Raw genomic sequence first — 25,929 nt, 5'->3', positions numbered from 1 at the left:
AGGAGAGCATGATTTACTCCAGCGGTAACAGCATCTCAACAATGCCGTCTTCCATTTGCACGTCGATCTCAAAACCCACTTTCTGTGCCAGCATGATCATTCCCCGGTTTGAAGGCATAGTAATGCCGGTCATTCGCTTCAAGCCTCGCTCACGGCTGTAACGAATGATCTTATTCATCAAAATGCTTCCCAATCCGATCCCCTTCAGATCTGAACGAACCAGAATGGCAAACTCGGCTTCAATGTTGTCAGGGTCGGATAATGCACGAGTCACACCGATGATCGACGGCACGGCTTCACCGTTTTTATTGATCTCTTCGCGAACCGCGACAAAAGCCATTTCCCGGTCGTAATCAATCTGGGTGAAATTGGCCAGCGCTTCGTGATTGAACTCACCGACGTCAGAGAAAAAGCGCTTGTATAAATCGTCCATAGAGACCCGCGAAATGAACTCGGCATGCATTGGTTCATCTTCAGGCAGAATCGGGCGCAGAAGGATCATGCTGCCATCTTTGAGGGCAACTTGTTCCTCGTATTCTTTTGGATACGGCCTAATGGCGAGTCGACGCTGGCGATCCCCTTCAAATTCACGCAGGGTCATGGATGCGTCGATAACCGTCATTTCTTCTCCAGCAGCCAGCAGTGGGTGAATATCCAGATCCTGAATTTCCGGACAGTCGATAATCAACTGTGAAATTTTCACCAGTAGTTTGCACAACGCTGGTATATCTATACGTTCCGGCAGGTTACGTTGACGAATCTTGCCGGTTTTAATGGCATTTATCACCATATAGCGCGCCAGCGCCATGTTGAGTGGCGGAATCCCAACAGCGGCATCCTTGTGGATGTCCCATTCAGCGGCATCTTCACCCAGTAAAATGACAGGCCCGAAGATCGGGTCATCGTAGACAGAGATTCGCAGTTCCTGTGCGCCCGCACGGCGAGCCATACGTTGCACCAGCAGGCCATCAATACGTGCGTTAGGGTATTCGAGAGAGACGCGATCCAGTATGGCCTGCGCACCGTTAGCCACTTCAGCGGCGGTACGCAAATGCAGCAATACGCCATGTACCTCGGATTTATGACGAATGTCCGGGGAGCGAAGTTTTACCGCGACCGGATAACCAATTTGCTCCGCGATGTAAGCAGCTTCAGCCGGGTCATCGGCAATCCACGTCGGGAGTGTCTGGAAGCCGTAACTTTCCAGCACCGGTCGTATTTCATGTGTTTCCAGCTGGTGGATACCCTGCGCCAGCAGGTGGTTAACAACATCACGTACATGTTTCGGGTTGGCTTGGATTTCACCGAAGGAAACCGGGGTTTCCATCAGTTGTTTCTGGTTTCGACGGTATTCCACCAAGTGCATGAAGGCTGAAACGGCACTTTCCGGTGTCCGATAAGCAGGAAAACCGGCGTCGGTAAAAATCCGGCGAGATTCTATCGCTTCGTCTTCACCAGACCAGTTAGTCAGAATATTAAATTTCCGTTTTCTTGGGTGCTGATTAATCACCTCAACCAGTCTTTTGGCGGTATTGTTTCCGCGGGCAATGGCGGATGGTGAGTGCATGATCAGCAGGGCATCGAAGTCATCGCTGTCCAGCAGGATGTTAATGGCTTTCTCGTAGCGCTGAATGTCTGCGTCACCAATAATGTCTATTGGGTTGGCCTTTGACCAGGTTGAGGGCAGGACTTCAGATAATTTCGCGATGGTTTGTTCGCTCAGCTGCGCCAGTTTACCGCCGCGGTCGGCCAGCGCATCAACAGCAAGGATGGCAGGGCCACCACCATTGGTCAGAATGGCCAGACGCTCACCACGTAATGGCACGGAGTGGGCAAGGGTTTCGACCGCAGCAAACAGCTCATGGGTGTTGTTTACCCGGAGCATACCGGAGCGTCGGATTGCAGCATCGTAAACGGCATCTAATCCCGCTGGCCCGCCGGTATGTAATTGTGCCGCTGCGCTGCCAGCTCGGGTACGACCGCTTTTTACGACCAGAATACGGCGGTTACGGGCGGCGGCTCGCGCTGCAGACATAAAACGGCGGGCATCTTTAACCGAGTCGATATACAGCAGAATGGCTTCTGTTTTGCTGTCGCGACACAAGTAATCCAGCAATTCAGCGAAATTCACATCGCAAGCGTCGCCTAGAGAGAGGAAAGTCGAAAAGCCGATATTTTTGTTTTTAGCCCAATCGAGAATGGTGGTACAAACCGCCGCCGATTGTGAAATAAACGCAATATTACCCTTATGGGCAGAGATCGGAGAGAAAGACGCATTCAGATTCAGCCAGGGTAAAATAAGCCCCATGCTGTTCGGGCCGACAAGGCGCATGTTGTATTGTCTAGCAACCGCGTACATACGTTTTTCATCGGTTTCACCATCATGGAGGATTTGATTCATTCCTGCGGCCAGCACGATGGCAGCTTTTACGCCTTTTTCTCCGAGCTGTCTGATGATTTCTACGTTACGATGAGCATTGGTACAAACAATGGCAAGGTCTGGCACCCGAGGCAGGCTGTCTATGGTCGGGTAGGCCAAAACACCAGCAACCGCTTCGTACTTTGGAGTGACGGGCATGATGGGGCCATGAAATGAGCCTGATAATAAGTTTCGGATGACGACATTACCGGCGCGATTGGGATTATCAGAAGCGCCGATAACGGTGACTGATTTCGGTTTGAGAAGCTTATCGATTCCTTCCATGGCACCACTCTCCAGACAATTTCAGAAGAGTGTAACGAATGCCGTCAGGAGTGTCTGACTAAAGTGCAGGAGCTGTGATCAACGGCAAGATATCTGGGCACTGTCAGCCTCTCATATCTATGAATATGCACAATAAAACAGGGTCAAACTGCTAATGTATATTTGGTCGCCAAGCTGAAAATTGACTCGCTTCTCTGGAGAACACCTATCAATAATATCTGTCAATAAAACCTCTCGATAAAACGTCTTAGGTACGCAAGAGAGCAGGATTACACTTCATAGCGGGATTTGTCCCCAATGTCGTAGTGCAGGGGCATACGCCATTTCGAAAAAGCCGCGACAGCCAGTAAGATAGCTCCAGCCATGCTGCAGGCAATCATCAATTGGGGAATGCTTAGTACTAAGCCGGCCCAGAATCCGGCCAGAACCAATGGGGTGATCAGCAGCACTTTCAGCTTGAAGCAGTAATACTCTTTGACCGCTAAGGCGCTGAAGGCAAACAAGGCCGCACCTAGGCCCAGCGGAGCCCACAAGCCAGATAATTGCCACAAGGTGGCAAACAAGGCACTGCCGAGGATAAGCCAGCGGAAACGTTTGTCATAAATATGGACGGTGGTGGTTGCTATCAAAGCCGCCATAATCAGGCCGGTTGCTGCAAAATCGTTTTCCCAGGCGGCAACTGACATTAATCCGCTACCGGCTGTCAGCGCCGAACGATATAAAATAACGGTAAGCTTATCAATCGCATCCAGTTGGCACTGAATTTGTGGGTCAGCCATGGTAAAAGCTCCTAGAAAAGTGGTCCTGATACGTATCAGGTGCAGTCAAAAGTCCGTATGCTGCAGTGGAATTTAACGTTACTTATTGATCTATCTTAAAGTTAGGGTTGAATGGGGCAAAATACAGCGGCAGAATAGTGAAATTCCACAGACTCTGGCCATATAACATGAAAAAAATCGCCGTATTCGCTGCAGCCGTTGTTCTTACCGGTTGTGCATCTGAGAATCAATCCACCCAGATTGTTGTATCGTCGGTTATCGAAGATACCCGTTATGATTTACCTGCCGAAACACAGCAAACCACTCCGATTAGAAAAGAGGATCTTGTTGTTCATCGTGCGGTTCAATTAAGCAAAGCGGCGGGTGTCATTGAGCAGGCGGCAGAACAGGAACGTACTAGCAGCACTGCCTTATCAGGATATACCATTCAAATATTGGCACTAAGGAAGGACGATGGACTACCTGATTACGCCAGTAAATTGCCATCTGGGCAGCCTGTTTGGTTAAATCAAAAGCAGCTCGATGGTGCTCCTTGGTTTACGTTGCTTTACGGCCGTTACGCAAGTAAAGAAGCTGCGCATAAAGCGTTATCTTCTTTGCCTGATTCACTTCAGACTTTTGGCCCCTTCATTCGCCAGCTTGATAGCATTGAAGATTCCGCTGCTTCATCAACGATGACACGCCTGAATTAAATTATTTTTTAAAGCCGCTTTAGCGGCTTTTTTGTTGTTTCAGCGGCCTGGTAGCCTATAAGCACCTCCACTAGACTGTCTCGCAACAAATCAGATTTATAAGCCCTCATTCATTAAAACAATTATTTATAAAAGTCTGCTTCCGTCACCTAAGCGATGGTGTATACTCATGACTATTGTTTCAATAGTTCTTGTAATGTTGAAGTTATGAATACTGAACAAGCAACAACCCTTTTTGATTCTCTGTCATCAGGCGTACGCCTTGATGCCTGGCGTTTACTGGTTAAAGCTGGTTTTGAAGGCAAAGTGGCGGGAGAGATGGCCCGTGAAATGGACATCGCTCCGAATGCATTGTCGTTTCACCTTAAAGCGATGTTACATGCTGGGCTGGTATCCGTTGAACAGCAGGGGCGATTTCAGCGATATCGTGCCAATATTCCGGTGATGATGGATCTTATTGCGTATCTGACGGAAAACTGTTGTGCCGGAAAAACTGACACGGAATGTCATCCTGACAAGCTATCAGCCTGCTGCCCTGACAATCGTTCAAAACGTAACTGAGGCGCACTGACTTGGGAACAAGATCTTAGGTCTTTGGAATAGAAAGACGTTTGTTACAACGTGGGTTCAAGTGAAGCCAATGCCTAAGGGCAACTAACAACCGAATGAAAAAGATATAACGAGAGGATGACAATGGGCATTTTTGAACGCTTTCTGAGCGTGTGGGTTGGCTTGGGTATGCTGGCGGGGCTGGCAGGGGGCATGCTGTTTCCTGACGTATTTTCGCTGCTGGGTGATATGCAGTATGCGCAAATTAACCTGGTTATTGCGGTACTGATCTGGCTAATGATTTACCCCATGATGATGCAGGTCGATTTCTCTGCGGTTAAAAAGGTGCATCAGCGTCCCAAGGGGTTGATTATCACTCTGACAGTGAACTGGTTGATTAAACCGTTCACTATGGCGCTATTGGCCGTGTTTTTTATCAGACATGTTTTTGGGGACTGGATTTCGCCCGAGGTCGGTGAAGATTACATTGCCGGTATGATTCTGTTGGGAGTCGCGCCATGTACGGCAATGGTGTTTGTCTGGAGTCAGCTGACTAAAGGCGATGCCAATTACACCTTGGTTCAGGTGGCAATTAATGACTTGATTATGGTGGTTGCCTTTGCTCCGCTTGCCGCGCTTTTGCTGGGTGTGACAGATATAACAGTGCCGTGGGACACGTTGATTCTATCCGTTTCACTGTTTGTGGTCGTCCCGCTGTTAGCTGGCGCGTTGACACGTCGTGTTGTACGTCAGCAGGAAACATTAAATCGTCTGTCTGCCGGGTTGAAACCGTTTTCAATTGCGGGATTGGTCGGTACTGTGATTCTGCTCTTTGGGTTTCAAGCTAAAACCATTCTGGCGAACCCGGTTGATATTGTTTTAATTGCGATTCCTTTGCTGCTGCAGACGTATCTGATATTTGCAATCGCCTATATCTGGATGAGAAAGTGGAAACAACCGCATGACGTAGCAGCACCGGGGGCGATGATCGGTGCATCAAATTTCTTTGAACTGGCTGTTGCCGTCGCTATCAGTTTATTTGGGGTACATTCAGGGGCAGCACTGGCCACGATTGTTGGGGTTCTTGTTGAAGTGCCGGTGATGCTATCTCTGGTTGCTTATGCAAACAAGACCCGAGGCCAGTTTGCTGCAGTGTAAAGCTGGCTAACACCCAGACCCAGCAGACCCACCAATCCGTTGAACAGCGAGAAGCATCGCATCTATATGCTACTGAAGAGCATATAGGGCGATGCTTTTTTATGAGGTTTTGGACTTTGGGTTCTGGGCATTGCTCGATTTAAGCAGGGGAATTATAGCGTTGAACTTCCCATGAGTGGTTAAACCGAGCATGATTGCTGGTAAATTGAGCTGATGAATGTCATTTCCGTGAAAGATATGGCGCTAGTTACCGATAGAAGGTGCAATAGCCGCCTTTTTTTTATTACTATTAGAACTAATTGAAAAAATGCACCACTCAGCGACTGAGTGAGAAGTGCTATTTGTGATTTAAAACTGGCACCTGTGGCCAGCGATAACAACAAGGGATGATAATGAGTTCAATCCACGTATTACTCCTGTGCGGTGGCGGAAGCTCCGAACATGAAGTCTCTCTCGTATCTGCTAACTTCATTGAGCAGCAACTCCAGCAGATTGACGCCATTACCTACACCCGTGTCGAAATGAAAAATGATGGCTGGTACAACGCTGAAGGCGCATTGTGCCGTTTGAATCTTGATCAGACATTGGTTGAGGGTGAAGTCAGCCGTAAAGTGGATTATGTCATTCCTTGTATTCATGGCTTCCCAGGGGAAACGGGTGATATCCAGTCTTTTCTGGAAATGGCAAAATTGCCATACCTGGGCTGTGGTCCGGAAGCGAGCACGAATTGCTTCAATAAAATTACCACCAAACTGTGGTTTGACACGTTGGGTATCCCGAACACGCCGTATATTTTTCTCAGTGAGAATAACGATGATGCTTACCATCAGGCTGAGCAGGCGTTGGATAAGTGGGGCAAACTGTTTGTCAAAGCCGCGAGTCAGGGGTCATCAGTTGGCTGTTACCGTGTAACGAATCGCGATGAATTGGGGCTGGCGATCAATAATGCTTTCACCTTCTCTAAACAAGTACTGATTGAAAAAGCAATTAAGCCTCGTGAATTGGAAGTTGCTGCGTACCAATACGGCGACGAACTGATTATTACAAAGCCGGGTGAAGTCACTTGTCCGGAAGATCAGTTCTATAGCTACGAAGAAAAGTACAGCGCAGACAGTCATTCCAGTACGACAGTAGAAGCCGCTAATCTGAAGGATGAACAGCTGGATCAGATTCGTGAGTATGCTCGTAAAGCGTTCATCCACATGAAGCTGAAAGATTTGTCACGTATTGATTTTTTCCTGAGTGAAGATAACGAGATTTTGCTTAACGAAATCAACACATTCCCAGGGATGACGCCTATCTCAATGTTCCCCAAAATGCTTCAGCATTATGGACATGACTTTAAGGCATTTCTGGAACAGGCAATTAAGAACGCGGTGCAATAATCAGTCATAGCCGGGAAATTCCCGGCTTTTTCTCATTTTTAATCGTGAGAATTGTGAGCGAAACGGGCAACAGCTGCATCAGCTCCGGATTGCATTGGTTATAATCAGTTAAACTGGTTAGCAACCTGAGTGGTACATGGATGCTATCGGATTATAAAGCCATGCTAACAGAAGAAGAAAAAAAGGCGCATTTTAAGCGTTTACAAAACAAGAATTACCGGGCCAGTTTGCGCTTAGAAGGGATTCATCAGGAAGGGGAAACCCATGACCCCGAATGCGTATCAAAGAGTGAATCGGAACAGATTGCAGACTTGACGTTACGGTATGCGAGATAAATATGATGTTGATCATGACCCTGATTGCTATCCTGGCTCCAGCGTCTTAATCAACCTGTTATCCATTAAAGATGAAGATGAACTTGAAGCCGCTGAACGTGACTTCACACGAGTTCGGGCGGAACACTTTGAGCCTGAATTCAATAACTTCACTCTCGATTACCTCCAAAAAATCCACCGAATTCTGTTTCAGGATTTGTACCGCTGGGCAGGACAACCCCGCCAGGTCGACATTACCAAAGGTGAAACGCGTTTCTGTCACTGGCAAAACATTATAAGAGAAACCAACAAGTTGTTGCTGTCTTTGGCTGAAGAAGGTTATCTCTGCGGACTACCTCTAGATAAGTTTATTGAACGCATTGCCCATTATTACTGTGAACTCAACGTTATACATCCTTTCCGGGAAGGGAATGGGCGAGTGCAGCGGATATTTTTCGAGATATTATCGATCAATGCCGGCTATGAATTATGTTGGGAAGGAATCAACTTGTCGGAATGGGTTGATGCTAACCAAGCCGGTTATTTTGGTAACCTTACTCAGTTGAAAGGCCTTTTTGCACGAATTACTGTGCCTATTGATCGACAAGTTGGTTACCAAGAACACTGGACGGATGCACCGAAGGAAGAGTAACTGGAAAAACATTGCGAACCATGTTTAGTTACTATATCTAATGCACTATAACTTTTTATCTGTTTATGAATCTAATATATCCCCACATTGTAAAAAGCCAGCTAATAACAACTAGCGTTCCCAGGGCTTGGGCTTAATATACTTCGCGATTTCTTTGTCATGCCTGTCTTTGTTACCGACATACTGAGCCGGCATTGCCGGGCTTTTCCAGCGGCCTTGTTCTTGAATATCTTTTATTGAGCATCCGGATTCAGCGAGATCTTGTGAGGCTCCAACTCGAGGAGACTGGCCGGAAAACAGAGAAGACTCTGGTTGTCCTAATTCGTCACTGGCTCGACGAAAAACACGATAAACCGAGGAGTGATCCAAAGGGGAATCTCCAATGTTTCCATGACGGTCTATCCGGCGAAAAACAAAACCATTGTCTATCATGCCGGTCACTAACCACCGTTGCAGAGCTTTTGACGCGACAGAACTCAGCGCAATCACGTCATTTTTGATGCACAAATCAATCATCCCGTTTGGATGAATTGACAAATTTTCAACGGAGAGATTCGCCAGTTCGCTACGCTTTAACATAGCCTCAAACATCACAGCCCAAATTGCCAAATCTCGAATATCTTTAGGCTTGGTCGATAGTTCAAAGCGTAACAACAGAGACTGCAAATGCTCATCTCGAAATGCCGATGCGTTTTGATAATCATCGTGTTTCTCTAACTGCTGCTTTTTCATTTCAAGCCGAATTTCAGTTTGTGCACAAGGGTCGGGTAGTGTGTGACAACGGTGCACTAATGAAAGTGTGACAAGGTAACGTTTGAGACTGGCGAGTTTACGCGTCTTCGCCATTTGCTCGATGTAGCGATGGACTGTATCTGCTTTTGCTGGCAAAGCTGGAACCTTATGCTCAATACAGAAAGCAAGAAAGCTGTTCCAGTCATTTTTAAACGATACTAGGGTATTTTTTGCATATTGGCCTCGTGTCAGTTTGTTCAAAGGTTCAACACTTTCGAGAGGCTGGCGAAATATAGCCTGACTGTGTTGTGAGGCGAGTTCGTCAGAAATTGGGGTTATCTGTTTTGCCATTTTTCACCTTAGCTAGCGCACCATAATTTTAAGAGTATATCATTCGGATTTATGTCTCGCGTTATCTACTATATAATTAATTCCAGATAACAATTATTCGTCTATCAATGACACACCACGTAGTTTGTTGGTGTTTTCATTCTGGTTGAATATGAGTGCAGTAACTCGCTGTGATGCCGGAATGTTTGTTAGGCTCCGAGTGATGAGGCAATAATGAAAAAAAGAGTATTCCATCGCGGCCACACTATTGAAAATGCGTCTGGCCATCCGGATGATTGGAAATGCATCATTGGGGGGCAGTCAGTTTCTTCGAAGCTGACATTAATAAAGAAGAGTATCGATTGGTGGTGTGAAACAAAGACCTTTATGCCACCTAACAAACTGGTAGCAGGGCAGAATAATCCGGCCCGACTCACTCAGACCAAAGTTGAAGAGTACAAGGGCTTCAAGCTAATGAACGATTCCGGAGAGAATAATCAATGGTACGTCATTATTGGTAGCCGGTTGTTAAAAGGCACCCCGGCTGCAATAAAACAGCACTTGGATATCGTGATACAGAAACGCCAGCAACTGCAAGCTCAGAACAAATGACTGTTAACAAAAAACGCCCTGGACGGGGCGTTTTTTGCAAACGGTCTGCGTGTACAGTAAAGGTCAATCATCGCTATCTGATTTATCGACATCTACCAAGTAATCGCCACTTAACCAGTTTCTACCAATCAACAATTTATATTCCAGCTTACTGCGATCTCGCAGGTTAACCGCAACCTCTTTGTGTTGGCCGTTCCAGCCCAAATCCATTTTTACCGCGTATCGACGTTCCACACCCTGAGCATTTCTGATTTTGCTGACTTTAACAATTTTTCCACGGTACTTTGCTTCTTCACCTTTTTCGTTTATTGAGGTGAATTCAACCGTGTGGCCTAGGTGATCACGCATTCTGTCGCTCTCACTCTCTTCACCAATCACTTTAATGTCTTTAGCGTGAATGGAAGTGGTTGCAGCACCAGTATCGATACGAGCAAGATAATCTAAGTCCAATCCGTGCACTTTAATCGTTTCTACTTGCCCCACAACAGATTTGTCTTTGACACTTTTGGCTTCTACAACAGACAGGCTGCTGCCCACACCAACCAGCGACGCTAACAAAACAACAGGGATAAACAGTTTCTTCACGAAAACTCCTAAGCGCTTGGTTCAAAACAAGTATTCTTACAAAACAAGAATGAACGTTATATGAATAACGGCCAACTATCTAGGAATCTTAGTTAATTTTCAGCAAATTTCGAATTTCAGCGCAGCTCTCTGATGGATTTTTAAACTGATAGACCTGAAAACCTAATTGACTAGCGGACGTTAAATTTGCAGGGTGATCATCGATAAACAATGATTCGGAGGGTTCAAGATTAAAACGTTGGACAAGCAACTCGAAAATCTCAGGTTCGGGCTTGATTAAAAGCTCTTTACCGGATACGAGACCACCATCAAATAGAGCATACAGGCCATGTTTTTCATTCAATTTTTCAAAAAACGCACTGCACATATTGGTAAGAAAATAGGCGTTAAAACCCATAGTAATCACTTGCTGGACCAACTGATAAGACTCATCAATCAAGGTCAGGCTGGTCTGTATATGTTCAATGAAGTCTTCAATTCTTGACTCATCCAATCCGGAACGTGAAGCAAACTTATGTTGAGCTTCGGCCATGAGCATAGTGCCACGGTCTAACGCTAACCAGTCAGGGTGATGGATAACATGGTTTAACAGACGTTCTTGTTCGTCCGTATCGTCCGTAAAAGTGGCCACAATTTTGCGCGGATTCCACTCAAACAATACGGCACCAAAGTCGAAAATAACGTTTCTGATCATAACTGTTTCCGTTACAGTGCCTAATACTGATAATATTCGCGAACGGGTAATGCGCAAATGGGATCATTGAAGATATTACCTGGTTCACAGATCCAACAAATGACGAGATTTTCCCCATGAATGACAACAGCCGCTTGGTGTTTTCGACAGAAACCGGCCGCATCAAAGAAGAAAAGCAAGCTCCAGAACGTCCTAAAGGTGACGGCATTGTTCGTATCCAACGTCAAACAAAAGGACGTAAAGGCAAAGGCGTGTGTATTGTCACAGGTTTGGATATGGAAGACGCCCAACTCAAGCTTCTGGCTGCGGAACTAAAAAAAGTATGTGGTTGCGGAGGTTCAGTAAAAGATGGCACCATCGAAATCCAAGGTGATAAGCGTGATGTCATCAAAGCAACGCTAGAGAAAAAAGGCCACACGGTCAAATTGGCTGGCGGTTAAATCTAGTTCAGCATATCAGCACAAACGAACAAGCATCTGAGAACCCCAAGTTTAGTTTGGGGTTCTTTTTTAAGATAATTTGTTCAATGGAGCGAACCGTAAACGAAGTGATTAGCCGAGTTCGCTTAATTGCAAATTATATACTTTATGGTAAATCAGCCAATACTGTTAAATCCCAGCCCCATACCAATTACTCATCGTCAACGAATGAGATAGGTGAGGCGAACTGAGAAGGACATTGCTGCCACATAGCGCGTGATACTAATCCTTGGAATTGTATTTAACATAAGGTACATAATGCGCACTGGCGTAACGTATTTTAACATTTGATGAGTCAGTAAGGAAACGTCCCACGAAATCACAAAAATAAGCTTTGGAAACAGTTAGTTAATTCAAATCATCACGGTTTTCTTAGCGCCCGATTCTCAGTAGATTCCAGCGCTCGATAACAACGATGTTTTGGTCATGATGTCAGATTTTGCTGTTTTGCGCTTTTTGATAGCTATCGACGATTGAACCCCGCGTTATCAATCGGAATAAACAAACAATCAAGATTAGAAATTGTGAGGTTCATCATGCTGCATGAATCGTTCGTGAAGCTGTTTTGGCGCCACTTCGACTCAATTAACCAGGCTGCGGCGTGGTTTCATGTTCGGCCTATCACCATCAAACGTTGGCTGGATGGTGAAATCGACGTAAACCCAATGGCCGAAAAACTGCTGATTATCCGTGCCCGTGGCTACCTGCCGGACGACACCCGCTGGATGGGATTTCGGGTTGATGAGGAGCGCTGCATTATCATCACCCCCGAAGGTCGTGTGTTCAGCCCAAAGGAGCTGGATTCGTGGGCGCTACGTTTTGATGAGTACCACGCGTTAAAGCGGCTATATCAACTGGATTATGTGCCGCGTGGTCACGCCATTACCGTTTCGTGGCGGCCGCCGTGTCACCGAGCCTCAACAGCAGACCGTGACCAAAGATAAGAAGAAGATGATCCGCAAGGCGCAGGAAAAACGGGCGAACCGGAAACATGCGCCCTAGAATTTAGATATAAAAAAGCCCGCTATTGCGGGCTTATTTTTGCTCTTCAGTATCCATCGCTTTCTGAATTATGTCCGCATACTCAGATAAGCTATCAAGATGACTTTGTAGTGTAGCTGTAGAATTTCCTACTCTAGCAGTTGCAGCTTGCACATCAGCCCGAATAAGCTCTAACGCTGCTGTAACTGCGACTTGACGCTTAATCTGCTTATCTAAGCGGCTATAAGTGGTGTACCAACCAGAAGTTGCGCTATGGGGAGCCGTCCCTAAGACTTCAGCTAACTTAACACCATTAATTTCTAAAGTTGTTCCATTTGCCATTTTATCACCAATCATTATGTACAACAGATATCATACTGACTCATCTTTTTATAATATCAAGTTGGACTTATCGTTTTTTTGATAGAGTCTCCAATTCATTAATACGAATATTGTGAATATCAAGTATCTTCTTAATCCAAGAAATGTCAGTTTTCATGGCAATACCCGTCCCGAAGGCTGAGAAAAAGCCGGTCGCCGCAGCGACCAGCACAGTCTGGTAAACATCCATAATAAGCCCCCTAGCCTTGCTCTTTGCGAACCGTGTCGAACAGGCCAATCAGTGCCGCCGCGATGGTCGGAATCAGGCCGCCGATTTGCGCGCCGTTCTCACCGATAGTGACCTGGACTAACTCGCTGTTGCCGGTAATAAGACCGGCGGCCACGCTACCCAGCAGTAGCAAGCCGGTTTTGGTGCTGGTTTCTTTCAGATTAATCATAGTAATCCCTGTTTACGCAAAAACTTGATGGTGTATGCGCCTGCGACCATGCCCGCAACGCTGATGCCAATTTGAATGGCGATACTTTTCTTGGTCATGCCAGTGCTACTCCTTCCATGACTTCGTGATAGCTGTACTTTTTACCGACTTCCATCCGTGCCATCGCTTTGATGATCTCCGTGGCCGTGTGGTCGTCGTTCATGTCCAGCCGGTCATTTTTGCCATAGCCCGTCCACTTGGCGACCATGTTGGCGTAATGGTTGCTGTTGTTTTCGTGGCTCGGTGCGAACGTGTGGACGATGCTGTGAATCGTGTTGATGCCGCGCTTTTGGTAGCTGCGCAGAATACGGGCGGCGGCTCGGAATCCCCATTTATCATGCTCGAAAATGGAAAAACGCCCGTCGCTGCCGATCTGGCCGCGCCATTTGTTGCGGGTGCTGTACTCGATGTTCAGCGGGTTTTTGTTGCGGATACCGCGTGGCTGACTGGTATCAATCACGTCTGTTGCTCCTTCAATAATGCCTGTCCATGACATGCCCGAATCTGGGTCGGTGTTGATGGCGCCCGAATCGGTTGTGCCCTGGTTGGGAATGTTGGTAACGGCGGGCGGTTGGGAAAGCCCGCGGTAAATCAGCCATGCCGCAGCGCCCAGCGTGGCTGTTGCTCCTGCAAACACGGCGATTTTCATGTGTACAGTCCCCGCCGCATCGGCGTCTGGGTGTAACGCAAGTAAACCTGCATCCCGCCGCAGTTGCGCACCAGGTCTGCATTGGCCTGTGATAGCTCAATTGTGACGGCGTCACCGTTGAAATCTGTCACGGTCACACCCTCATCCAGTTTGCCGGTTGAGTCTACATCCCCACTGGTCACGCCATTGACGCCGCCCCAGAAATACAAATTGGTGTATGTCGCGTGCTGATGGATACCCAGCGGGCAATGCAATGGCGAACCGGGCTTTTTCGGTTTGAAGGTAAAGCGGTTTCCGGCCACGGCGGTGTCACTACAGACAAATTCAATCAGTTCGTTAAAACGCAGATGGCCGTAACCGTCCGAGTCCATATTGATGATCCCGTTTTCGACCGGCTTGCCGTCCTTGTCCACTTCAATCACCTGCATTCCCAGCAGCATCAGGCTGTTCATTTCGCCAGGGTTGGACATGATTTCAAGGCACACAAACGTATCGCGCTGGTCAGAGCCGTGATGCCTGAAAACCTCGGACTCCAACACTTTCACGTTGTAGCCGGTGCTTGGTGCCGGTCCATACATGCCGCCCGTTGTGACCTGGCTGGTATCACTGCGCATACCGCCCATGGTGGACGTATCGGCACTGCGAAAACCGAGCGTCACCGTCATGCCGTCCACTGCGGCAAAAATGGCGTGCGCCTTGTAATAGCTGTCTGTTTTCGGCAGGTTCAACTGCTGGTAAATGGTGCCCTTGCAGTTTTTGGCCGCCACCCAGATGTCATGGGCTTTGAACGGCACCGACGCTAAAAACGGCGCGAAATGCAGGTTGCGGTGAACCCCGAACGCGGTGTTTATCGCCTGGTCTAACGGCGTGCCGCTCTGCTCGAAGTGCCAGCCGTCAGCAAAGGTGCCCGCATTCTGGTTCGGGCTGCCGACGCGTGAGCCTGGCAGGTAAACGCCGGTGAACTTGGTTTCCTGTGCCTTGTTGCTGGCACTGTCGAGAAACGCCGGATTTTTCACGTAGTTGGTCATGCGGGCTTTGCCCAGCAGGCCGAGCAGTTCAAGGCCGTGTTGCAGTTCATCGGCCAGAAACTCAATCTTGTTGCGGGGGCTGCCTGCGGGCAGCAACTCGCGCAGTGTCTTTCCTGTCATCGAAGTACCTCGATAATCTGAATGGTGTCACCGTCGGCACCGGCAAACGCCAGCGCGGCGGTGGTTTCAAGTTTCAGTTGCTCACCGGCGGCCAGCTCCCAGCCGTCAGCCAGTGTGACCGGCTGGGTATTAGCCGGACTGGCTTTGACCATAACGTGACAACGTAATGGATTCGCCGCCTGCTGCGCCGTACCGGTGGCAATGGTCAGCAGGCTGCCCGCCAGTGAGGCCGCGACAACCGGCGCGGTTTCCAATGGCTTGTCACTGGAAACCCGCACTGCCTGCCCCGGTGCCAGGGTGATTTCTGGCAGGCTGGACACCGCCAGCTTTTGTCCGGCGGCCAACTCGATGGCCGGTAGCTTCGCCACTGTCACCGCCTGGTCTGCGTCCAGTTGTACCTTCGGCAGCTTGCTGATAACGACAGGTTGGCCGTCAACCAGTGCCACCTTCGGCAACAGACCGATATTGACCTGCTGGTTAGGTGACAGGGTCACGGTCGGCATTTGCGTGACGGCGACCTGCTGGCCGTCAGACGGCGGGATATAGCGCCCATAGCCGCACACGATAATGACGGTGCCCGCCTCGCCCATGTTCTCCACCGTGACACGACCGGTCAGGCGCGGATCGATAATCTGTGCGCCCTGCTTTAAGCGGTAATCGCCGCGCTCGGTGGAAATCTGCACCGCATCGGGACAGGCTTCGATATACAGGAACTCACCGACCGCCTGAAACTGCTGGCGTTGGCGGGGCTGCATGATTTGATGAAACATTATTTGCCCTTCTTGAAGATGGTCACCATGGCAAGGAAGAAGAACACCAGGCCGACCATGATGGTCATCTGCTTGGTGGTCGCCACCTGCCCGCCGTCGCTGTTCATGGCTGCCAGGTCTTTCAGTGCCGCCAGATTTTCACTGTTCTGTGATGCCTGGTTTCCGGCCAGCCCCGCGATCATTTGCAGGTTTTCATGGTGCGCATTGCTCACATCATTGATGGCCTGCATCGACACCTGGCTGTTGTAATCCAGTGCCGATTCGCCGAAGGCAAACGCCTGGTCCATCGCATCGTTACCGAAGCTCAACGCCTCCGAACCGAAATCCAGCGCCCGGTCAACGGTTTCGCTCCCCATCCGCAGCGCCGCCTTCGACACATCGGTGTTACTGTCGAGCGCATCCCGCGCCATCTGGGTGTTAGCGGTGATCGCCAGCTCGCCCATTTCCGACGCCCGCGCAATCGCGCCGTGGTCGGTCATGTTGACGTTGATGTTGGAGCCGTTAACACCGGAAATGGCGACGCCAAGGTTGTCGCCGTCAATCCCATTGGTGCCCGATACATTGGTGGTATTCGAACTCTTTTTGGATTTTGAACGTCCCATTTACACCTCCAACTCATGCCAGGTGCAGAGCCGCCCGTTTTCCTGCCACTCGTTCTGGGTTTCGCGAACCTCCCCAAAGAAACGGCTCAACCGGCGCATGCCGGATTTGGCCGTGGCGTAGGTGATGGATTTCAGCCCGGCCAGCTTGATGCGTTTAAGCAGTTCGGCCACACCAGGACGAAAGCCTTTACCGGCAATCGCCCACACGTAGTAGCTGTGCCCGTCTATCTCACCGACAATCGACAAATCCGCCCCGTCACCGGTAGCGTGATACAGGCTCAATGTGCCCGCCGATAACTGGCGGCACATGTCCTGATAATCGTCCTTTGGCGTATCAATGGCCGAGAACGCCGCGGCAAGCCGCCGGATATGGTGGGCGTAGTCGGGATGCTGCGGACTGATTACGAGAAATTGCATAGCCCTATTTTCCTTTCAGTAAGAGCCAGACCAGCCCGGCGGCCATCAGCATCAGAAACCAGCTCGGCATACCCGCCCCGAAAGACACGTTGCCACCGCGAAAATTGACTTCTTCATTGCCACCGACCGAGCTGGGTCCCGCTCCGGCATTGATAGGCATCGAGCCGCTGTTGGTTAAGCCTGGAATACTAATCACTTGTTTTTCCCCCAGACGATATCGAACAGCCACAGCCCCATGACCACAGCGATAAGAATGCGGAGCGTTTGCCCCACCTTCTCACCGGTAAACAGCCCGCTGACATAGCCAACGGTTCCGGCCAGCAACGGCCAAAACAATAACGGCATGTTTCCCCCTTATCGCTTGCTGATGCGCGGCACGAAATCCGCTGCGCCAGTCTGTCGAATTTCCCCCAGGCCTTCGCGGCGGTTGTCGCGAAAAGCCGGTTGGCGTTTCAGCTGTTTGGTCTGTTGTTGCAGCCGGTAATGCTGGACGCGCAACGGGTCAGAGCGCACTTCCTTCGGCATATGGGAAAAGGCAGGCAGTGACCGAATGCCGCGTCGTGAACGTCGTCCCATCCTTATTTCCCTCGCAACATCAGAAACATAAACAGCATCAGAACCAGCACCCCGCCGCCCGCGACCATCAACGTCTGGTTGTTGGTCATGCCCGGCCAGATTGGCTGGCCGTTAGGCTGTTGGGCGGGTTGCTGACGGTCAGGCACCCGGTTTTCCTCCGGCGCGGCAGACGAGACCTTATCGGCCTCGTTGTTAAACCAGGCATTCACCCAGCTGTTGCCACCTTCCACGGCTGAATCCCAGATACCCCCGAGGGATTCCCCCAGGTTGTCCAGTAAATCATTCATGCCGTCCCCTTATGCCTTGGTTGGTAGCGGGTTCACCTGCTCCACGGCTTCAACAATGACCGGCACGCTGCCGACCTGTGATTTATCCAGCTCGAACGCCAGCTGGCTGCGGGCGGCGGTATTGAGCATGCCGTCGGCACCGAAGCCGTAACGGATGAAGTCGAGGCTGAACCAGCCCTGGTTTTGCTCTTTCTTCGATTGCGCCAGGTCGAACGCGTTATCCGCTTTGGTGATGTTCATTTCTTCGAAGGTGTCGCGCAAAACACGGACACGCTCCACCGAGTCATCAAGGAAATGAATGCGCTTGAGGTTCAGCGCCGGACTGCGCTCGGCAAAGTCGAACGGCGTGCGGCCTGTTGCCGAGGCAAACCAGGTCAGCTCGTAAATGCGCGGCATGTAGTAGCGCGTTGATTGGGCTGGCAACACATGCGCACGGGCACGGATGGACGGCGTGGCTGTGCCCGCCGGTTTGGCTTTCAGGGTGATGTAGACGAACCAGATTTCACCCTGCAACGTGACAAGGTCAGTCTGGCGCACGCCGACTTTGGTGCGCAGTGTTGGATCACCAAACGAAATCACATAGCGCCCAGGCTGGGCGTAGTTTTTGCGGTGGGCTTGCAGCTTCACCAGCGTTTCAGCGGTCACGTTCACTTTTGGCGAACCGTTCAGCGACACCTCAACACGTTCAATGTCTTTCGGGTCGGTAATGTCTGTGACCAGCTCAATGCTGTGATAAGTAGGACCGGAAATCAGGCGCAGTGAGGCACGGTTGCCCCAGCCCACGCCCTCGACAGGGTCTAGCTCTTTCGGACGCGGTGCGAACGGAGTGGCGAGTAATTCCATGCTCTCGCCCCCTTAGCCGATTGCGTCTTCAACGGCGTCAACGTTGTTTGACGCCCAGACCACGCCAGCGGCGACCAGTAACGCAATCACACCGGTGATCACATAGCCTTTGGTTTTTGCACTCATATCGTTTGCTCTCTGTTGGTAATGAATCATCTGATTCGTTGAAATGCCCCAACAGAAAAGCAAGCGATTTGGTTTTTAGGCAAACGAAAAAAAGCCCGCTAAACCTATAGGTTTGCGGGCTTTAAATTTTGTGACCTTAATCAAATTATGATACTTCACCAACATCTAGTTCAAGTTCTTTAATGATTGATGATATTTTCATACCAAATAACTTATCTACTTTATCATCTGGAATTTTTGCAACCGATTTAACCCCAAGATATAACTCTAACGATTTTCTTTTTTCAGCAATGCTAAATTTATCAAAGTTACAAATGTATTTATATTTGTTCTTCTCTTTAATTTTGCTCTCATGATAAGTTTTAATAAATTTCTTTGGGGTGATTTTACCATCAAGATTAAACCTTTTAAGTAACTTATTAACGGTAAAATCAAGCTCTCTAAATACAATTAAGTCATTGATTTGAGAAAAATAAAATACCCATCCTCTTTTCGTGTTATTATAAATGCAACCAGTAATTCTTAAATCCAACCTCCACTTAAGTATTTTTAGATTTTTTTCTGTTTCTATTTCTCGTTTGACTTTTGATTTAATTAAGTCGGCTTTTTTTTGTCTATACTTGAATGTGGTTAGAATTTTAGCAATAGATGATTCAATTTTTGTAACGCTTGCTTTTCTCACTGAGACATCATTTGATTTAAATGTATATCCAAGATATGTGAATCCTTTATCAAGTTTTCCATACTCACATTTATCATCCACTCCAAAATCATGAGTATTTAAACCAAGTAAGCTCAGAGATTGTTTTACTTTGTTGTAAATTTCTTCAATCTCGCCCTCTTTACACAAAATTAAAATATCATCAACATATCGGCAAAAGAAAAAATCATCAGAAAATGATTCCCTGTCAAAATCAGCCAAATAAATCTCAGCAAGAAAGTTAGATATTGATAGACCTTGAGGCACACCAGTTTCATTTTCTAGAGCATTTTTATTTGGACTTGGCAAGGTCTGAGTTTTAATGGCTTTTTCAATTAAATATATGAATTCAGCCTTCCTAACTCTTTTGTTTAATTTTCTTTTTAAAATGTCATGATTAATTGAAGGGTAAAATGATTTAATATCAACCTTGACGAAAGAATCGTATCTATTTCTAGATAATTCAGCCTTTACTTTCTCTATTTTGACTTGTGGTATTTCTTGATTAATAACATCATCGAATACTGACTGTAAAAAATTTGAGATGTATTTTAAAGTGATTCTATCTCTAATTGATGGAATTGAAATTTGTCTAGGGTTTTTATTTGCCCCTTTTAAAACCAACTTTTCCTTATATTGTGTGAACGAATAGGTTTTATTGATGGTTTTTCTTATTATCACATCAACTTCGGAATCTATTTTATTTTCAAAAATATCATGATTAATTCCATCATGACCAATTGCTCCAGAGTTTTTAATGTTCTCCTCATATATATTTTTCAAATGTCCTTTATTAAAGGTTCTTCTAAATATTAAATAGGGCTTTAAATCCATAAATAGTACCAATTACAAACGGTAACCATGAAAAAATAACTCTTAGTAACGATAAATTGTCCATCACATCAAGTTGCTGTTTTTCATTTTCCTTGAGAGGTCTTGTTGTTTTCTGCTTAGATCTTGCTCTTAAGTCATCAGCAGTAGAATGATTTTCTGTTTGATGTAGTAACTTTATATACTCATCCCTAAGCTCTTTTAGCCTCTTTGGATCTTCATTTTCTTTGTTTTCACTTTCCAAATCTTTAACCAAAAAATAAATGTTTTGAAGTTCAATATAGTTTTCTTTTAACTGAACCCCACGCCCCTTATAATCACTGTTTGTGATGAACAGCGATAGAACAAGAATAACTGTACTAAACAAACATAGGACTACATTATCAAATTGGGATGAATCTTTTACAAGGAAGATTATTGAAAGGCATACACTCAATAATGAATAAGATATCAGAAGTATTTGGCATTGTCGCTCTAATGAAAGTAACCTTTTTGATGCTTCGATACGAGCAATGCGGGTGAACCAAATATTGTCGGAAAGCATTTTTACTCCTAGATGAATGCTTGGCCGATGAACTCATTCTATACGTTTCACACTATTAAAAAATAGTCAGGGTTTACTTACCGTTTCGAAGCTTTCAACCAATGACAAAATGTCATTATTTATTACCAACGCCTAAAATTAGGCCTAGACATCAGCCAAGCCATACAATGATGACCAAAAAAAAAGGCATTGTAAACTAGGTTATTGACAATACTCTGACTTTTTATTGGTGGACTACCACACAATTTTCCCTAACTTCCACGCTTTCCCATCCTGCAACACATACTCCAGTATCTCCAATTCCGTGATCACTTCCGCTGGAATCCCTGTCTTGCGTTGCAGGTAATACGCACTATCTTCCGCTTTCTGCATCATTACGCAGGCGAACTGGCAGTTGTCGATAATGGTTTTCGAGACTTCCTGCCCGCGTTGGAACATGTTGATGGAGTGCAGACCGAATTTGCGCCCTAGCCTCAGAATCTTGCCGTGGTAGCCGGTTGCCTTGCCTGCGGTGTTGGAATGCTCAGCCACTTCTTCGCAAATCACCTTGAGCGGTTTTTTGTGCTTGCCGTCACCCATGCCCCAAACCACCATGCAGAACTTGTCGAAATCCGCCTCCGTGGTTTCGTGTTTAGGGGCATAGGCAATTTTGAATCCCTGCGTGGTTTTGCGGCCAGCAATGAGCGCCGCAGCAAAGGCTTTCAGGCTGCTGTAACTGCGCACCTTACGCCCGGCAATTTCGCCTTCGTAGTCGTTGAGCGGGTCAAAAATGGCGACCTGGTCTGTCGGCTTGATAAACAGCTTTTTGGCTGCGGACGTTTTGCCGCAGCCTGACATCCCGACCGCATACGCATGATGGTTGTTCAGTGCGTTGTTTTGGTTTACGGGTTGGAGTTTCACGCCACCTCCTGACTGTAATCATCGTTGGCGGCTTCTGCTGCCCGCTTGGCCTGCTCGCGGCGGGCAGCGGCCAGGTCTTCTGCCTTGAGCTGGCGAACCTGCATGTAACTGGACAGACTCAGCATGCCGATGGCTGCCACGGCCATGATTTCGTCCATGTATTTCGCCATCCACGGTGGCGGGTTGCCGCCGTATTTGACGATCAGCGGTGCCACTTTGTAGGCCACTTTTTCGGACTGCTCAGGGTCAAAAGTGAAACGCGGGTGCACCATGCCTTTCATGGTTTGCTCCAGCGTCATCAGGCCAACAAACACAATCCCCGCCGCGGCATCGACTTCCATGGCTTTGGTGTTGGTCTGCTCGGTCGCCGTGGTTGGGTCGAAATCTTCATCTAGGCTGTTGATGAAGGCTTTTTCTTCCTGCTCGGTGTGGCCTTGTACGGTTTCCAGTTCGGTATCGTTTACCGGTGTGTTTTCGGTTTCCATCGGGTTTCCTTGTGGTTAGATACGGGTAATCAGGCCGCCGGTCAGACCGCCCAAGATGATGCCTGCCAGAATGGCTTTCCATGCGCCTGGTTTCGGCTCGGTGTCGGTTTCCGATTTGCGTGGTTGTGGCTCCGGCACGGAGACTGATTCGGTTTGAATCGGTTCCGGTTTTGGCTCGGGTTGTGGCTCTGGTTCGGGTTCCGTGACCGCGTCACAAACCACAGCCTGACTGGCTTGTTCGGCTTGGTGCAGGTCTGCCAGCGTGGCGTAATGGACGTTGAATTTTTCCTGCCAGTATTGGCCGGTCTGCTGGTTGGTGCCGCAGCTATCGCAAATCGAATACAGGAATTTCGCCCGCTTGCCGCGGGCGCGATGAATGGTGCGGACGCTGCCGCACTCACAACGGTTAATGCCTTCGACTGGGTTGGTCGAGGTGCGCACCGGCATCACATCAGCCATGTTTGCCCCCTTGCTCCAACTCGCTCAGTTTTTCGTTAACGCCGTTCATCCAGACCAGTACCAGGCGCAGCGGTGTCATCACTTTGCTGGCGAACGGGTTGCGCGCCGCCTTATCGACTTCGCCCTGTAGTTGTTCAGTAATTTGGTTCAGTTTGTCCATTGCCTTTCCTTTTACGCTGCTAATTGCCATTGTTCGTAGTGCTCGCGGGCTGCCATTGCGCTGGCAATCTCGCGGTCAGTCGGTTCCCTTGGTGGAGCAAGTGGGTCTCTAAACACGCTTTGCCAGTACGCCCTTCGGTCTAAGTGGCGCAGGTATTGGCCTGCGTATTCCGATTGGGCGACGGCTCTGGCTTCGGTGACGCTGTCGGCCAGCGCGGTTTCGTCGTCAACCAGGGTCATGCCCCAGCCCCGCGCACCGGCAGCCCACAGCAGAAAATCAAAGGCTTTTTGCTCGGCCTGCTCGCCGTCAAATGCCATGCAAAACACGTTTTTGGTACTGGCGTGCACCTCGCGGCTTTTTATCGCCTTGCGAGTCGCCCGCATTTGGTTCTCAAGCCGGATAATGCGGGCGGTCAGCTTGTTGATGGCCTGTTCGTCCTGTTTGGCTTGTTTCGCTATGGCTTTCGCCTTAATGGTTTGGTCTAGCTGTTTTTCCAGTCGCTTGAGGCGGCGGTTAATGGGCTTGCGCCATTGCTCTAACCGGTAGCCGCACTCTTTGATGATCGCGGCCATGTTGTCGGCCTGAAAACTGGCGATACATTCCCACGCCGGAGCGCGGCTGCAGCGGGCAATGTTGTAGCGGTTGCCACGAATCAGCCCCTGGTCGGCGTTATCCCCTTTGGCGGCATAGCCCACGGCTTTGATGATGTAACTGCCGGCAGCCATCGGTTTCTTGATGCGCTCCAGGTGCGCGAATCCTTTACCCCACAGATTTTCGAGGCGCAGCGCCCAGGCTGGAAACAGGTTTTGTGGTACCGCCCAATTCAGCAAAACGTGAACATGCGGGTTCGGTTCGCCATCGTCATTGGCCGGACATTCCGCCACCCAGATGTAGTGGAAATCGGCGGCTTCACGAGTGGGACCGAACTCACTCGGCTTGCTGTGGCCAGGTATGCGCTTTTCGGTCAGCTTGGAATATTTGGCTCCGGATTCGGCGTCGATTTCCTGTGTGTGGTTGGCTACCCAGCCGCGCTGGTACATCTTTTTCGCGCCATCAAGGAAACGGGACACCTCTTTGCCGATGGTGGTTTCGGCGGTTTTGGTGATGGTGAACAGCTTTTCCGGTTTCAGAAACGTCGGCGTGTAGGCTCCGGCGATAACGCCGTCGGCATTCATCACTTTGACCGTGCCATCTTCCAGAATATCGACGGTGGCCGCTGGGTCGTCAGCGGTGGTGTCGATGTAGCAATAGGCACCGGAAATGTGCGGGACACACTCGGCCATGTTGCGAGTAATCAGAACCGGTGTGTGGTCGCCGTTCACGTCGTCGGCTTCGACCATGCTGGAGAAAATGCGGGCGCGCTCGGCCTGGCTGAATGTTAGGGTCAGGAAGGTGCAGAACCCGCCGTGACAGGTCGCCACGTAGGCACCCGCCTCAAAGATTTTGCTAACGGCGCGTTTCGTCAGTTTTTCGGTGAAACGCTCGCCTTGCTGCGCATCCGGCGCGGCACTGCTTGGCGTCTGGGTGTAATACTGGATTTTGCGCTGCCCTGACCAGTCGCGTTTCATCAGGCGAACCACGTTTGGCGTGATAGTCGGCTCGGCCACCTTGGATTTGCCTTTTGGCGGCAGCACGCGGGCACGGTTTCCGGCTTCTGTCAGCCCGTACAGCGTGTCATGGTTGTAGTAAGCCTCGGAGCTTCCCAATTCGTCATCACGCGTTTCTAGCCTACGCTGCTGCGCCATCAGGCGGTTTAAACTGGCCTGTTGTGGGTGTGTCGGACTTTTGCGCCCTTGGACAAGCCTATTGATTTCGGCACTGCGTGCCGCCGCTTCGCGGAGGTGTTCGGCGGAAACATACGGCAAAGATTCGGCATGCTCTTTTTGCTTGCGAGCATAAAAAGCGGTGTCACGGTTAACCCGATTCAAGTACCAAAGTGTCTCCGGCGTGATGGGTTCAGGCCGTGGACCACAAAAATCGAATCCTAAAAAACCAGCATCATAGCTGGCTAGGTGGTCATGGGTGATGTTTGCGGGTTGAACGGCACCCGCCACGAATAAGAGATCGTTAGTGGTGAGCATCGACATTACCTTGCAAAAAGCAAATGCTGCCAGGAAGCATGATGAGGTGCGCCCCATGATTTGTAACTAAGTCATGTGCTTGTTGCTGAGTGATAAGCTCAAACCCCTCAATATTTTCAATATCTGCTCTTTGAGGGGCAACGAATACTTGAAGGATATTCCCAGGCCATACGACCTTACCGAATGCGGCGCAGGGTGCTGATGTGACGATCATTGCGTTACCTCTAACAGTTCTCGACGGCTTTCCGCTGCATCATTAAGAAATTGAGCCGCCAGGCGACGTTCTCCGGCCAGACGGTAACTGCGCGCCAGTTGGATGCTGGCGCGAATATCATTTTTCAGAAGTTGGTAAAGGTTCATGTTCATTACAGGCCACCCATCACAGTGACAGCCTGACGAAACGCGGCAAAGATACGGCGAAACTCGGCAGCATCCGATAGAAAGAACGCCGCCCCTTCATGATCACCTTTGCGGCGCATGTCCTTGGCAATGCTCAGTGAACGGAAAAACTCCTGGCGGGCGTGATTTGCCATGTATTCAGCGGTGACAGATTTATCCAGCGGAATAGAAACCTCATGCAGCGGCATGAAAGAAACCGCCGCCCCCGAAGGGGCTTTGGTCACTCGCTTGGGGAACGGGTTCATACAGCACCCCCTTTCACCAGTGCGGCGCGGCGGGCTTGAATCTGGAAAGTACGGCTGTAACGGAAGTCAGCGCAGCCTTTTGGCAACTGCTTGTTTTTGTTCTTTGGCTGAACGGTCGTAACGCGCAGTTGTTTGAATTGCTCTTTCAGTTTGGCGAGGTGTTGCAGTCTGTCCATGTCTGTATCCCCATACAAGCAAGTGTGTGTTTTCGGGGATAATTATTAGCAACCTAAAAATTGGTAG

Annotated in this window: 38 protein-coding genes; 9 read left to right on the top strand and 29 right to left on the bottom strand. The window is 48.9% G+C overall.

The annotated features are described in order from the left end of the window. Positions 1-13: 13 nt before the first annotated feature. Positions 14-2,704, bottom strand: coding sequence for a bifunctional acetate--CoA ligase family protein/GNAT family N-acetyltransferase (locus PGW97_RS20270; protein ID WP_273860575.1), 2,691 nt, complete (start codon positions 2,702-2,704; stop codon positions 14-16). A 269-nt stretch (positions 2,705-2,973) separates the two neighbouring features. After that, the gene (locus PGW97_RS20265) at positions 2,974-3,483 is read right to left on the bottom strand and encodes a DUF2301 domain-containing membrane protein (RefSeq protein ID WP_047885751.1); all 510 of its coding nucleotides are present in this window, start codon (positions 3,481-3,483) and stop codon (positions 2,974-2,976) included. 167 nt (positions 3,484-3,650) lie between these two features. On the opposite strand from PGW97_RS20265, the gene PGW97_RS20260 reads away from it, so the two are divergent. From PGW97_RS20260 to PGW97_RS20240, 6 genes are all read left to right on the top strand, one after another. Further along, a complete protein-coding gene (locus tag PGW97_RS20260; RefSeq protein ID WP_217393888.1) occupies positions 3,651-4,175 on the top strand; it encodes an SPOR domain-containing protein in 525 nt (174 codons plus the stop codon). A gap of 207 nt (positions 4,176-4,382) precedes the next feature. Next, entirely contained in the window at positions 4,383-4,736 is a 354-nt protein-coding gene (locus PGW97_RS20255) for an ArsR/SmtB family transcription factor (protein ID WP_273860574.1), read from the top strand. Between the two features lie 132 nt (positions 4,737-4,868). Further along, on the top strand, positions 4,869-5,882 hold the full coding sequence (arsB, locus tag PGW97_RS20250; protein ID WP_217393886.1) for an ACR3 family arsenite efflux transporter: 1,014 nt from the start codon (positions 4,869-4,871) through the stop codon (positions 5,880-5,882). 392 nt (positions 5,883-6,274) lie between these two features. Then, complete coding sequence (locus PGW97_RS20245) at positions 6,275-7,267, top strand: D-alanine--D-alanine ligase (RefSeq protein ID WP_273860573.1); 993 nt, start codon at positions 6,275-6,277, stop codon at positions 7,265-7,267. A gap of 140 nt (positions 7,268-7,407) precedes the next feature. Continuing rightward, the gene (locus tag PGW97_RS25215) at positions 7,408-7,602 is read left to right on the top strand and encodes a YhfG family protein (RefSeq protein ID WP_443147136.1); all 195 of its coding nucleotides are present in this window, start codon (positions 7,408-7,410) and stop codon (positions 7,600-7,602) included. Beyond that, positions 7,592-8,233, top strand: coding sequence for a putative adenosine monophosphate-protein transferase Fic (locus tag PGW97_RS20240; RefSeq protein ID WP_273860572.1), 642 nt, complete (start codon positions 7,592-7,594; stop codon positions 8,231-8,233). Before PGW97_RS25215 ends, PGW97_RS20240 begins: the two co-directional genes overlap by 11 nt. A gap of 111 nt (positions 8,234-8,344) precedes the next feature. Here the strand turns inward: PGW97_RS20240 and PGW97_RS20235 are convergent, their stop codons facing one another. Continuing rightward, positions 8,345-9,316 carry a tyrosine-type recombinase/integrase gene (locus PGW97_RS20235; RefSeq protein ID WP_273860571.1) on the bottom strand — a complete coding sequence of 324 codons (972 nt, stop codon included), beginning with the start codon at positions 9,314-9,316 and terminating at the stop codon, positions 8,345-8,347. Between the two features lie 213 nt (positions 9,317-9,529). Here PGW97_RS20235 and PGW97_RS20230 point away from each other — a divergent pair, with 213 nt between their 5' ends. Next, complete coding sequence (locus PGW97_RS20230; protein WP_047885746.1) at positions 9,530-9,907, top strand: DUF3319 domain-containing protein; 378 nt, start codon at positions 9,530-9,532, stop codon at positions 9,905-9,907. 63 nt (positions 9,908-9,970) lie between these two features. On the opposite strand, the gene PGW97_RS20225 is transcribed toward PGW97_RS20230, so the two are convergent. Together PGW97_RS20225 and PGW97_RS20220 are read right to left on the bottom strand one after the other, a co-directional pair. Next, on the bottom strand, positions 9,971-10,492 hold the full coding sequence (locus PGW97_RS20225; RefSeq protein WP_053061858.1) for an ATP-dependent zinc protease family protein: 522 nt from the start codon (positions 10,490-10,492) through the stop codon (positions 9,971-9,973). Positions 10,493-10,580: 88 nt separating this feature from the next. Continuing rightward, entirely contained in the window at positions 10,581-11,186 is a 606-nt protein-coding gene (locus PGW97_RS20220) for an HAD family hydrolase (RefSeq protein WP_047885745.1), read from the bottom strand. Between the two features lie 116 nt (positions 11,187-11,302). Between PGW97_RS20220 and yciH the strand changes: the two genes are divergently transcribed. Next, complete coding sequence (gene yciH, locus PGW97_RS20215) at positions 11,303-11,626, top strand: stress response translation initiation inhibitor YciH (RefSeq protein ID WP_047885744.1); 324 nt, start codon at positions 11,303-11,305, stop codon at positions 11,624-11,626. 593 nt (positions 11,627-12,219) lie between these two features. Further along, on the top strand, positions 12,220-12,609 hold the full coding sequence (locus tag PGW97_RS20210) for a phage protein (RefSeq protein WP_337960373.1): 390 nt from the start codon (positions 12,220-12,222) through the stop codon (positions 12,607-12,609). A 91-nt stretch (positions 12,610-12,700) separates the two neighbouring features. Here the strand turns inward: PGW97_RS20210 and PGW97_RS20205 are convergent, their stop codons facing one another. From PGW97_RS20205 to PGW97_RS20090, 24 genes are all read right to left on the bottom strand, one after another. After that, entirely contained in the window at positions 12,701-13,003 is a 303-nt protein-coding gene (locus tag PGW97_RS20205) for a hypothetical protein (protein WP_273860569.1), read from the bottom strand. Between the two features lie 52 nt (positions 13,004-13,055). Further along, entirely contained in the window at positions 13,056-13,217 is a 162-nt protein-coding gene (locus PGW97_RS20200; protein WP_273860568.1) for a hypothetical protein, read from the bottom strand. 10 nt (positions 13,218-13,227) lie between these two features. Next, positions 13,228-13,425: a hypothetical protein gene (locus PGW97_RS20195; RefSeq protein ID WP_047886634.1), complete on the bottom strand. Its 198-nt coding sequence runs from the start codon at positions 13,423-13,425 to the stop codon at positions 13,228-13,230. Between the two features lie 94 nt (positions 13,426-13,519). Beyond that, on the bottom strand, positions 13,520-14,101 hold the full coding sequence (locus PGW97_RS20190; protein ID WP_273860567.1) for a virion protein: 582 nt from the start codon (positions 14,099-14,101) through the stop codon (positions 13,520-13,522). Between the two features lie 8 nt (positions 14,102-14,109). Beyond that, a complete protein-coding gene (locus tag PGW97_RS20185) occupies positions 14,110-15,261 on the bottom strand; it encodes a hypothetical protein (protein WP_273860566.1) in 1,152 nt (383 codons plus the stop codon). Then, on the bottom strand, positions 15,258-16,031 hold the full coding sequence (locus PGW97_RS20180; RefSeq protein ID WP_273860565.1) for a hypothetical protein: 774 nt from the start codon (positions 16,029-16,031) through the stop codon (positions 15,258-15,260). Before PGW97_RS20180 ends, PGW97_RS20185 begins: the two co-directional genes overlap by 4 nt. Further along, complete coding sequence (locus PGW97_RS20175; protein WP_273860564.1) at positions 16,031-16,633, bottom strand: chemotaxis protein; 603 nt, start codon at positions 16,631-16,633, stop codon at positions 16,031-16,033. Before PGW97_RS20175 ends, PGW97_RS20180 begins: the two co-directional genes overlap by 1 nt. Continuing rightward, positions 16,634-17,050, bottom strand: a complete 417-nt coding sequence (locus PGW97_RS20170; RefSeq protein WP_273860563.1) for a hypothetical protein — start codon at positions 17,048-17,050, stop codon at positions 16,634-16,636. A 4-nt stretch (positions 17,051-17,054) separates the two neighbouring features. After that, positions 17,055-17,246 (bottom strand): hypothetical protein, encoded by a 192-nt coding sequence (locus tag PGW97_RS20165; RefSeq protein ID WP_273860562.1) that lies wholly within the window; start codon positions 17,244-17,246, stop codon positions 17,055-17,057. Next, positions 17,243-17,395: a hypothetical protein gene (locus tag PGW97_RS20160; RefSeq protein ID WP_207104203.1), complete on the bottom strand. Its 153-nt coding sequence runs from the start codon at positions 17,393-17,395 to the stop codon at positions 17,243-17,245. Before PGW97_RS20160 ends, PGW97_RS20165 begins: the two co-directional genes overlap by 4 nt. A gap of 9 nt (positions 17,396-17,404) precedes the next feature. Next, positions 17,405-17,626 carry a hypothetical protein gene (locus PGW97_RS20155; protein ID WP_217394164.1) on the bottom strand — a complete coding sequence of 74 codons (222 nt, stop codon included), beginning with the start codon at positions 17,624-17,626 and terminating at the stop codon, positions 17,405-17,407. A 2-nt stretch (positions 17,627-17,628) separates the two neighbouring features. Beyond that, positions 17,629-17,913, bottom strand: coding sequence for a hypothetical protein (locus PGW97_RS20150; RefSeq protein ID WP_207104201.1), 285 nt, complete (start codon positions 17,911-17,913; stop codon positions 17,629-17,631). A 9-nt stretch (positions 17,914-17,922) separates the two neighbouring features. Then, positions 17,923-18,756 (bottom strand): major capsid protein P2, encoded by an 834-nt coding sequence (locus PGW97_RS20145; protein ID WP_207104200.1) that lies wholly within the window; start codon positions 18,754-18,756, stop codon positions 17,923-17,925. A 271-nt stretch (positions 18,757-19,027) separates the two neighbouring features. Then, a complete protein-coding gene (locus PGW97_RS20140) occupies positions 19,028-20,416 on the bottom strand; it encodes a reverse transcriptase/maturase family protein (RefSeq protein ID WP_273860561.1) in 1,389 nt (462 codons plus the stop codon). Continuing rightward, a complete protein-coding gene (locus tag PGW97_RS20135) occupies positions 20,388-20,957 on the bottom strand; it encodes an SLATT domain-containing protein (RefSeq protein WP_273860560.1) in 570 nt (189 codons plus the stop codon). Before PGW97_RS20135 ends, PGW97_RS20140 begins: the two co-directional genes overlap by 29 nt. A gap of 234 nt (positions 20,958-21,191) precedes the next feature. Beyond that, positions 21,192-21,794 carry an ATP-binding protein gene (locus PGW97_RS20130; protein ID WP_273860628.1) on the bottom strand — a complete coding sequence of 201 codons (603 nt, stop codon included), beginning with the start codon at positions 21,792-21,794 and terminating at the stop codon, positions 21,192-21,194. 59 nt (positions 21,795-21,853) lie between these two features. Continuing rightward, positions 21,854-22,342, bottom strand: coding sequence for a hypothetical protein (locus tag PGW97_RS20125; protein WP_273860559.1), 489 nt, complete (start codon positions 22,340-22,342; stop codon positions 21,854-21,856). Positions 22,343-22,357: 15 nt separating this feature from the next. Beyond that, on the bottom strand, positions 22,358-22,801 hold the full coding sequence (locus PGW97_RS20120) for a hypothetical protein (protein ID WP_273860558.1): 444 nt from the start codon (positions 22,799-22,801) through the stop codon (positions 22,358-22,360). Then, positions 22,794-22,961, bottom strand: coding sequence for a hypothetical protein (locus PGW97_RS20115; protein WP_169776011.1), 168 nt, complete (start codon positions 22,959-22,961; stop codon positions 22,794-22,796). The genes PGW97_RS20120 and PGW97_RS20115 overlap by 8 nt, the downstream gene beginning before the upstream one ends. Positions 22,962-22,972: 11 nt before the next feature. Next, entirely contained in the window at positions 22,973-25,042 is a 2,070-nt protein-coding gene (locus PGW97_RS20110; RefSeq protein ID WP_273860557.1) for a hypothetical protein, read from the bottom strand. Next, positions 25,029-25,256 carry a hypothetical protein gene (locus tag PGW97_RS20105; protein ID WP_273860556.1) on the bottom strand — a complete coding sequence of 76 codons (228 nt, stop codon included), beginning with the start codon at positions 25,254-25,256 and terminating at the stop codon, positions 25,029-25,031. The genes PGW97_RS20110 and PGW97_RS20105 overlap by 14 nt, the downstream gene beginning before the upstream one ends. Beyond that, complete coding sequence (locus tag PGW97_RS20100; protein WP_157038328.1) at positions 25,253-25,408, bottom strand: hypothetical protein; 156 nt, start codon at positions 25,406-25,408, stop codon at positions 25,253-25,255. Before PGW97_RS20100 ends, PGW97_RS20105 begins: the two co-directional genes overlap by 4 nt. Further along, positions 25,408-25,686: a hypothetical protein gene (locus tag PGW97_RS20095; RefSeq protein ID WP_273860555.1), complete on the bottom strand. Its 279-nt coding sequence runs from the start codon at positions 25,684-25,686 to the stop codon at positions 25,408-25,410. The genes PGW97_RS20100 and PGW97_RS20095 overlap by 1 nt, the downstream gene beginning before the upstream one ends. Beyond that, positions 25,683-25,862 (bottom strand): hypothetical protein, encoded by a 180-nt coding sequence (locus PGW97_RS20090; RefSeq protein ID WP_273860554.1) that lies wholly within the window; start codon positions 25,860-25,862, stop codon positions 25,683-25,685. The genes PGW97_RS20095 and PGW97_RS20090 overlap by 4 nt, the downstream gene beginning before the upstream one ends. Between the last annotated feature and the right edge of the window lie 67 nt (positions 25,863-25,929).

It is taken from the genome of Photobacterium sp. GSS17 (assembly GCF_028621875.1).
GTDB classification, from domain to species: domain Bacteria; phylum Pseudomonadota; class Gammaproteobacteria; order Enterobacterales; family Vibrionaceae; genus Photobacterium; species Photobacterium ganghwense.
This window is presented reverse-complemented; position numbering and strand designations above follow the sequence as displayed.

Coding starts and splice junctions, on each gene's coding strand:
- PGW97_RS20270 (WP_273860575.1), bottom strand. CDS start 2,704: ATGGAAGGAATCGATAAGCTTCTCAAACCGAAATCAGTCACCGTTATC.
- PGW97_RS20265 (WP_047885751.1), bottom strand. CDS start 3,483: ATGGCTGACCCACAAATTCAGTGCCAACTGGATGCGATTGATAAGCTT.
- PGW97_RS20260 (WP_217393888.1), top strand. CDS start 3,651: ATGAAAAAAATCGCCGTATTCGCTGCAGCCGTTGTTCTTACCGGTTGT.
- PGW97_RS20255 (WP_273860574.1), top strand. CDS start 4,383: ATGAATACTGAACAAGCAACAACCCTTTTTGATTCTCTGTCATCAGGC.
- arsB (WP_217393886.1), top strand. CDS start 4,869: ATGGGCATTTTTGAACGCTTTCTGAGCGTGTGGGTTGGCTTGGGTATG.
- PGW97_RS20245 (WP_273860573.1), top strand. CDS start 6,275: ATGAGTTCAATCCACGTATTACTCCTGTGCGGTGGCGGAAGCTCCGAA.
- PGW97_RS25215 (WP_443147136.1), top strand. CDS start 7,408: ATGCTATCGGATTATAAAGCCATGCTAACAGAAGAAGAAAAAAAGGCG.
- PGW97_RS20240 (WP_273860572.1), top strand. CDS start 7,592: ATGCGAGATAAATATGATGTTGATCATGACCCTGATTGCTATCCTGGC.
- PGW97_RS20235 (WP_273860571.1), bottom strand. CDS start 9,316: ATGGCAAAACAGATAACCCCAATTTCTGACGAACTCGCCTCACAACAC.
- PGW97_RS20230 (WP_047885746.1), top strand. CDS start 9,530: ATGAAAAAAAGAGTATTCCATCGCGGCCACACTATTGAAAATGCGTCT.
- PGW97_RS20220 (WP_047885745.1), bottom strand. CDS start 11,186: ATGATCAGAAACGTTATTTTCGACTTTGGTGCCGTATTGTTTGAGTGG.
- yciH (WP_047885744.1), top strand. CDS start 11,303: ATGAATGACAACAGCCGCTTGGTGTTTTCGACAGAAACCGGCCGCATC.
- PGW97_RS20205 (WP_273860569.1), bottom strand. CDS start 13,003: ATGATTGGTGATAAAATGGCAAATGGAACAACTTTAGAAATTAATGGT.
- PGW97_RS20200 (WP_273860568.1), bottom strand. CDS start 13,217: ATGGATGTTTACCAGACTGTGCTGGTCGCTGCGGCGACCGGCTTTTTC.
- PGW97_RS20195 (WP_047886634.1), bottom strand. CDS start 13,425: ATGATTAATCTGAAAGAAACCAGCACCAAAACCGGCTTGCTACTGCTG.
- PGW97_RS20185 (WP_273860566.1), bottom strand. CDS start 15,261: ATGACAGGAAAGACACTGCGCGAGTTGCTGCCCGCAGGCAGCCCCCGC.
- PGW97_RS20180 (WP_273860565.1), bottom strand. CDS start 16,031: ATGTTTCATCAAATCATGCAGCCCCGCCAACGCCAGCAGTTTCAGGCG.
- PGW97_RS20175 (WP_273860564.1), bottom strand. CDS start 16,633: ATGGGACGTTCAAAATCCAAAAAGAGTTCGAATACCACCAATGTATCG.
- PGW97_RS20170 (WP_273860563.1), bottom strand. CDS start 17,050: ATGCAATTTCTCGTAATCAGTCCGCAGCATCCCGACTACGCCCACCAT.
- PGW97_RS20160 (WP_207104203.1), bottom strand. CDS start 17,395: ATGCCGTTATTGTTTTGGCCGTTGCTGGCCGGAACCGTTGGCTATGTC.
- PGW97_RS20155 (WP_217394164.1), bottom strand. CDS start 17,626: ATGGGACGACGTTCACGACGCGGCATTCGGTCACTGCCTGCCTTTTCC.
- PGW97_RS20150 (WP_207104201.1), bottom strand. CDS start 17,913: ATGAATGATTTACTGGACAACCTGGGGGAATCCCTCGGGGGTATCTGG.
- PGW97_RS20145 (WP_207104200.1), bottom strand. CDS start 18,756: ATGGAATTACTCGCCACTCCGTTCGCACCGCGTCCGAAAGAGCTAGAC.
- PGW97_RS20140 (WP_273860561.1), bottom strand. CDS start 20,416: ATGGATTTAAAGCCCTATTTAATATTTAGAAGAACCTTTAATAAAGGA.
- PGW97_RS20135 (WP_273860560.1), bottom strand. CDS start 20,957: ATGCTTTCCGACAATATTTGGTTCACCCGCATTGCTCGTATCGAAGCA.
- PGW97_RS20130 (WP_273860628.1), bottom strand. CDS start 21,794: ATGTCAGGCTGCGGCAAAACGTCCGCAGCCAAAAAGCTGTTTATCAAG.
- PGW97_RS20125 (WP_273860559.1), bottom strand. CDS start 22,342: ATGGAAACCGAAAACACACCGGTAAACGATACCGAACTGGAAACCGTA.
- PGW97_RS20120 (WP_273860558.1), bottom strand. CDS start 22,801: ATGGCTGATGTGATGCCGGTGCGCACCTCGACCAACCCAGTCGAAGGC.
- PGW97_RS20115 (WP_169776011.1), bottom strand. CDS start 22,961: ATGGACAAACTGAACCAAATTACTGAACAACTACAGGGCGAAGTCGAT.
- PGW97_RS20110 (WP_273860557.1), bottom strand. CDS start 25,042: ATGCTCACCACTAACGATCTCTTATTCGTGGCGGGTGCCGTTCAACCC.
- PGW97_RS20105 (WP_273860556.1), bottom strand. CDS start 25,256: ATGATCGTCACATCAGCACCCTGCGCCGCATTCGGTAAGGTCGTATGG.
- PGW97_RS20100 (WP_157038328.1), bottom strand. CDS start 25,408: ATGAACATGAACCTTTACCAACTTCTGAAAAATGATATTCGCGCCAGC.
- PGW97_RS20095 (WP_273860555.1), bottom strand. CDS start 25,686: ATGAACCCGTTCCCCAAGCGAGTGACCAAAGCCCCTTCGGGGGCGGCG.
- PGW97_RS20090 (WP_273860554.1), bottom strand. CDS start 25,862: ATGGACAGACTGCAACACCTCGCCAAACTGAAAGAGCAATTCAAACAA.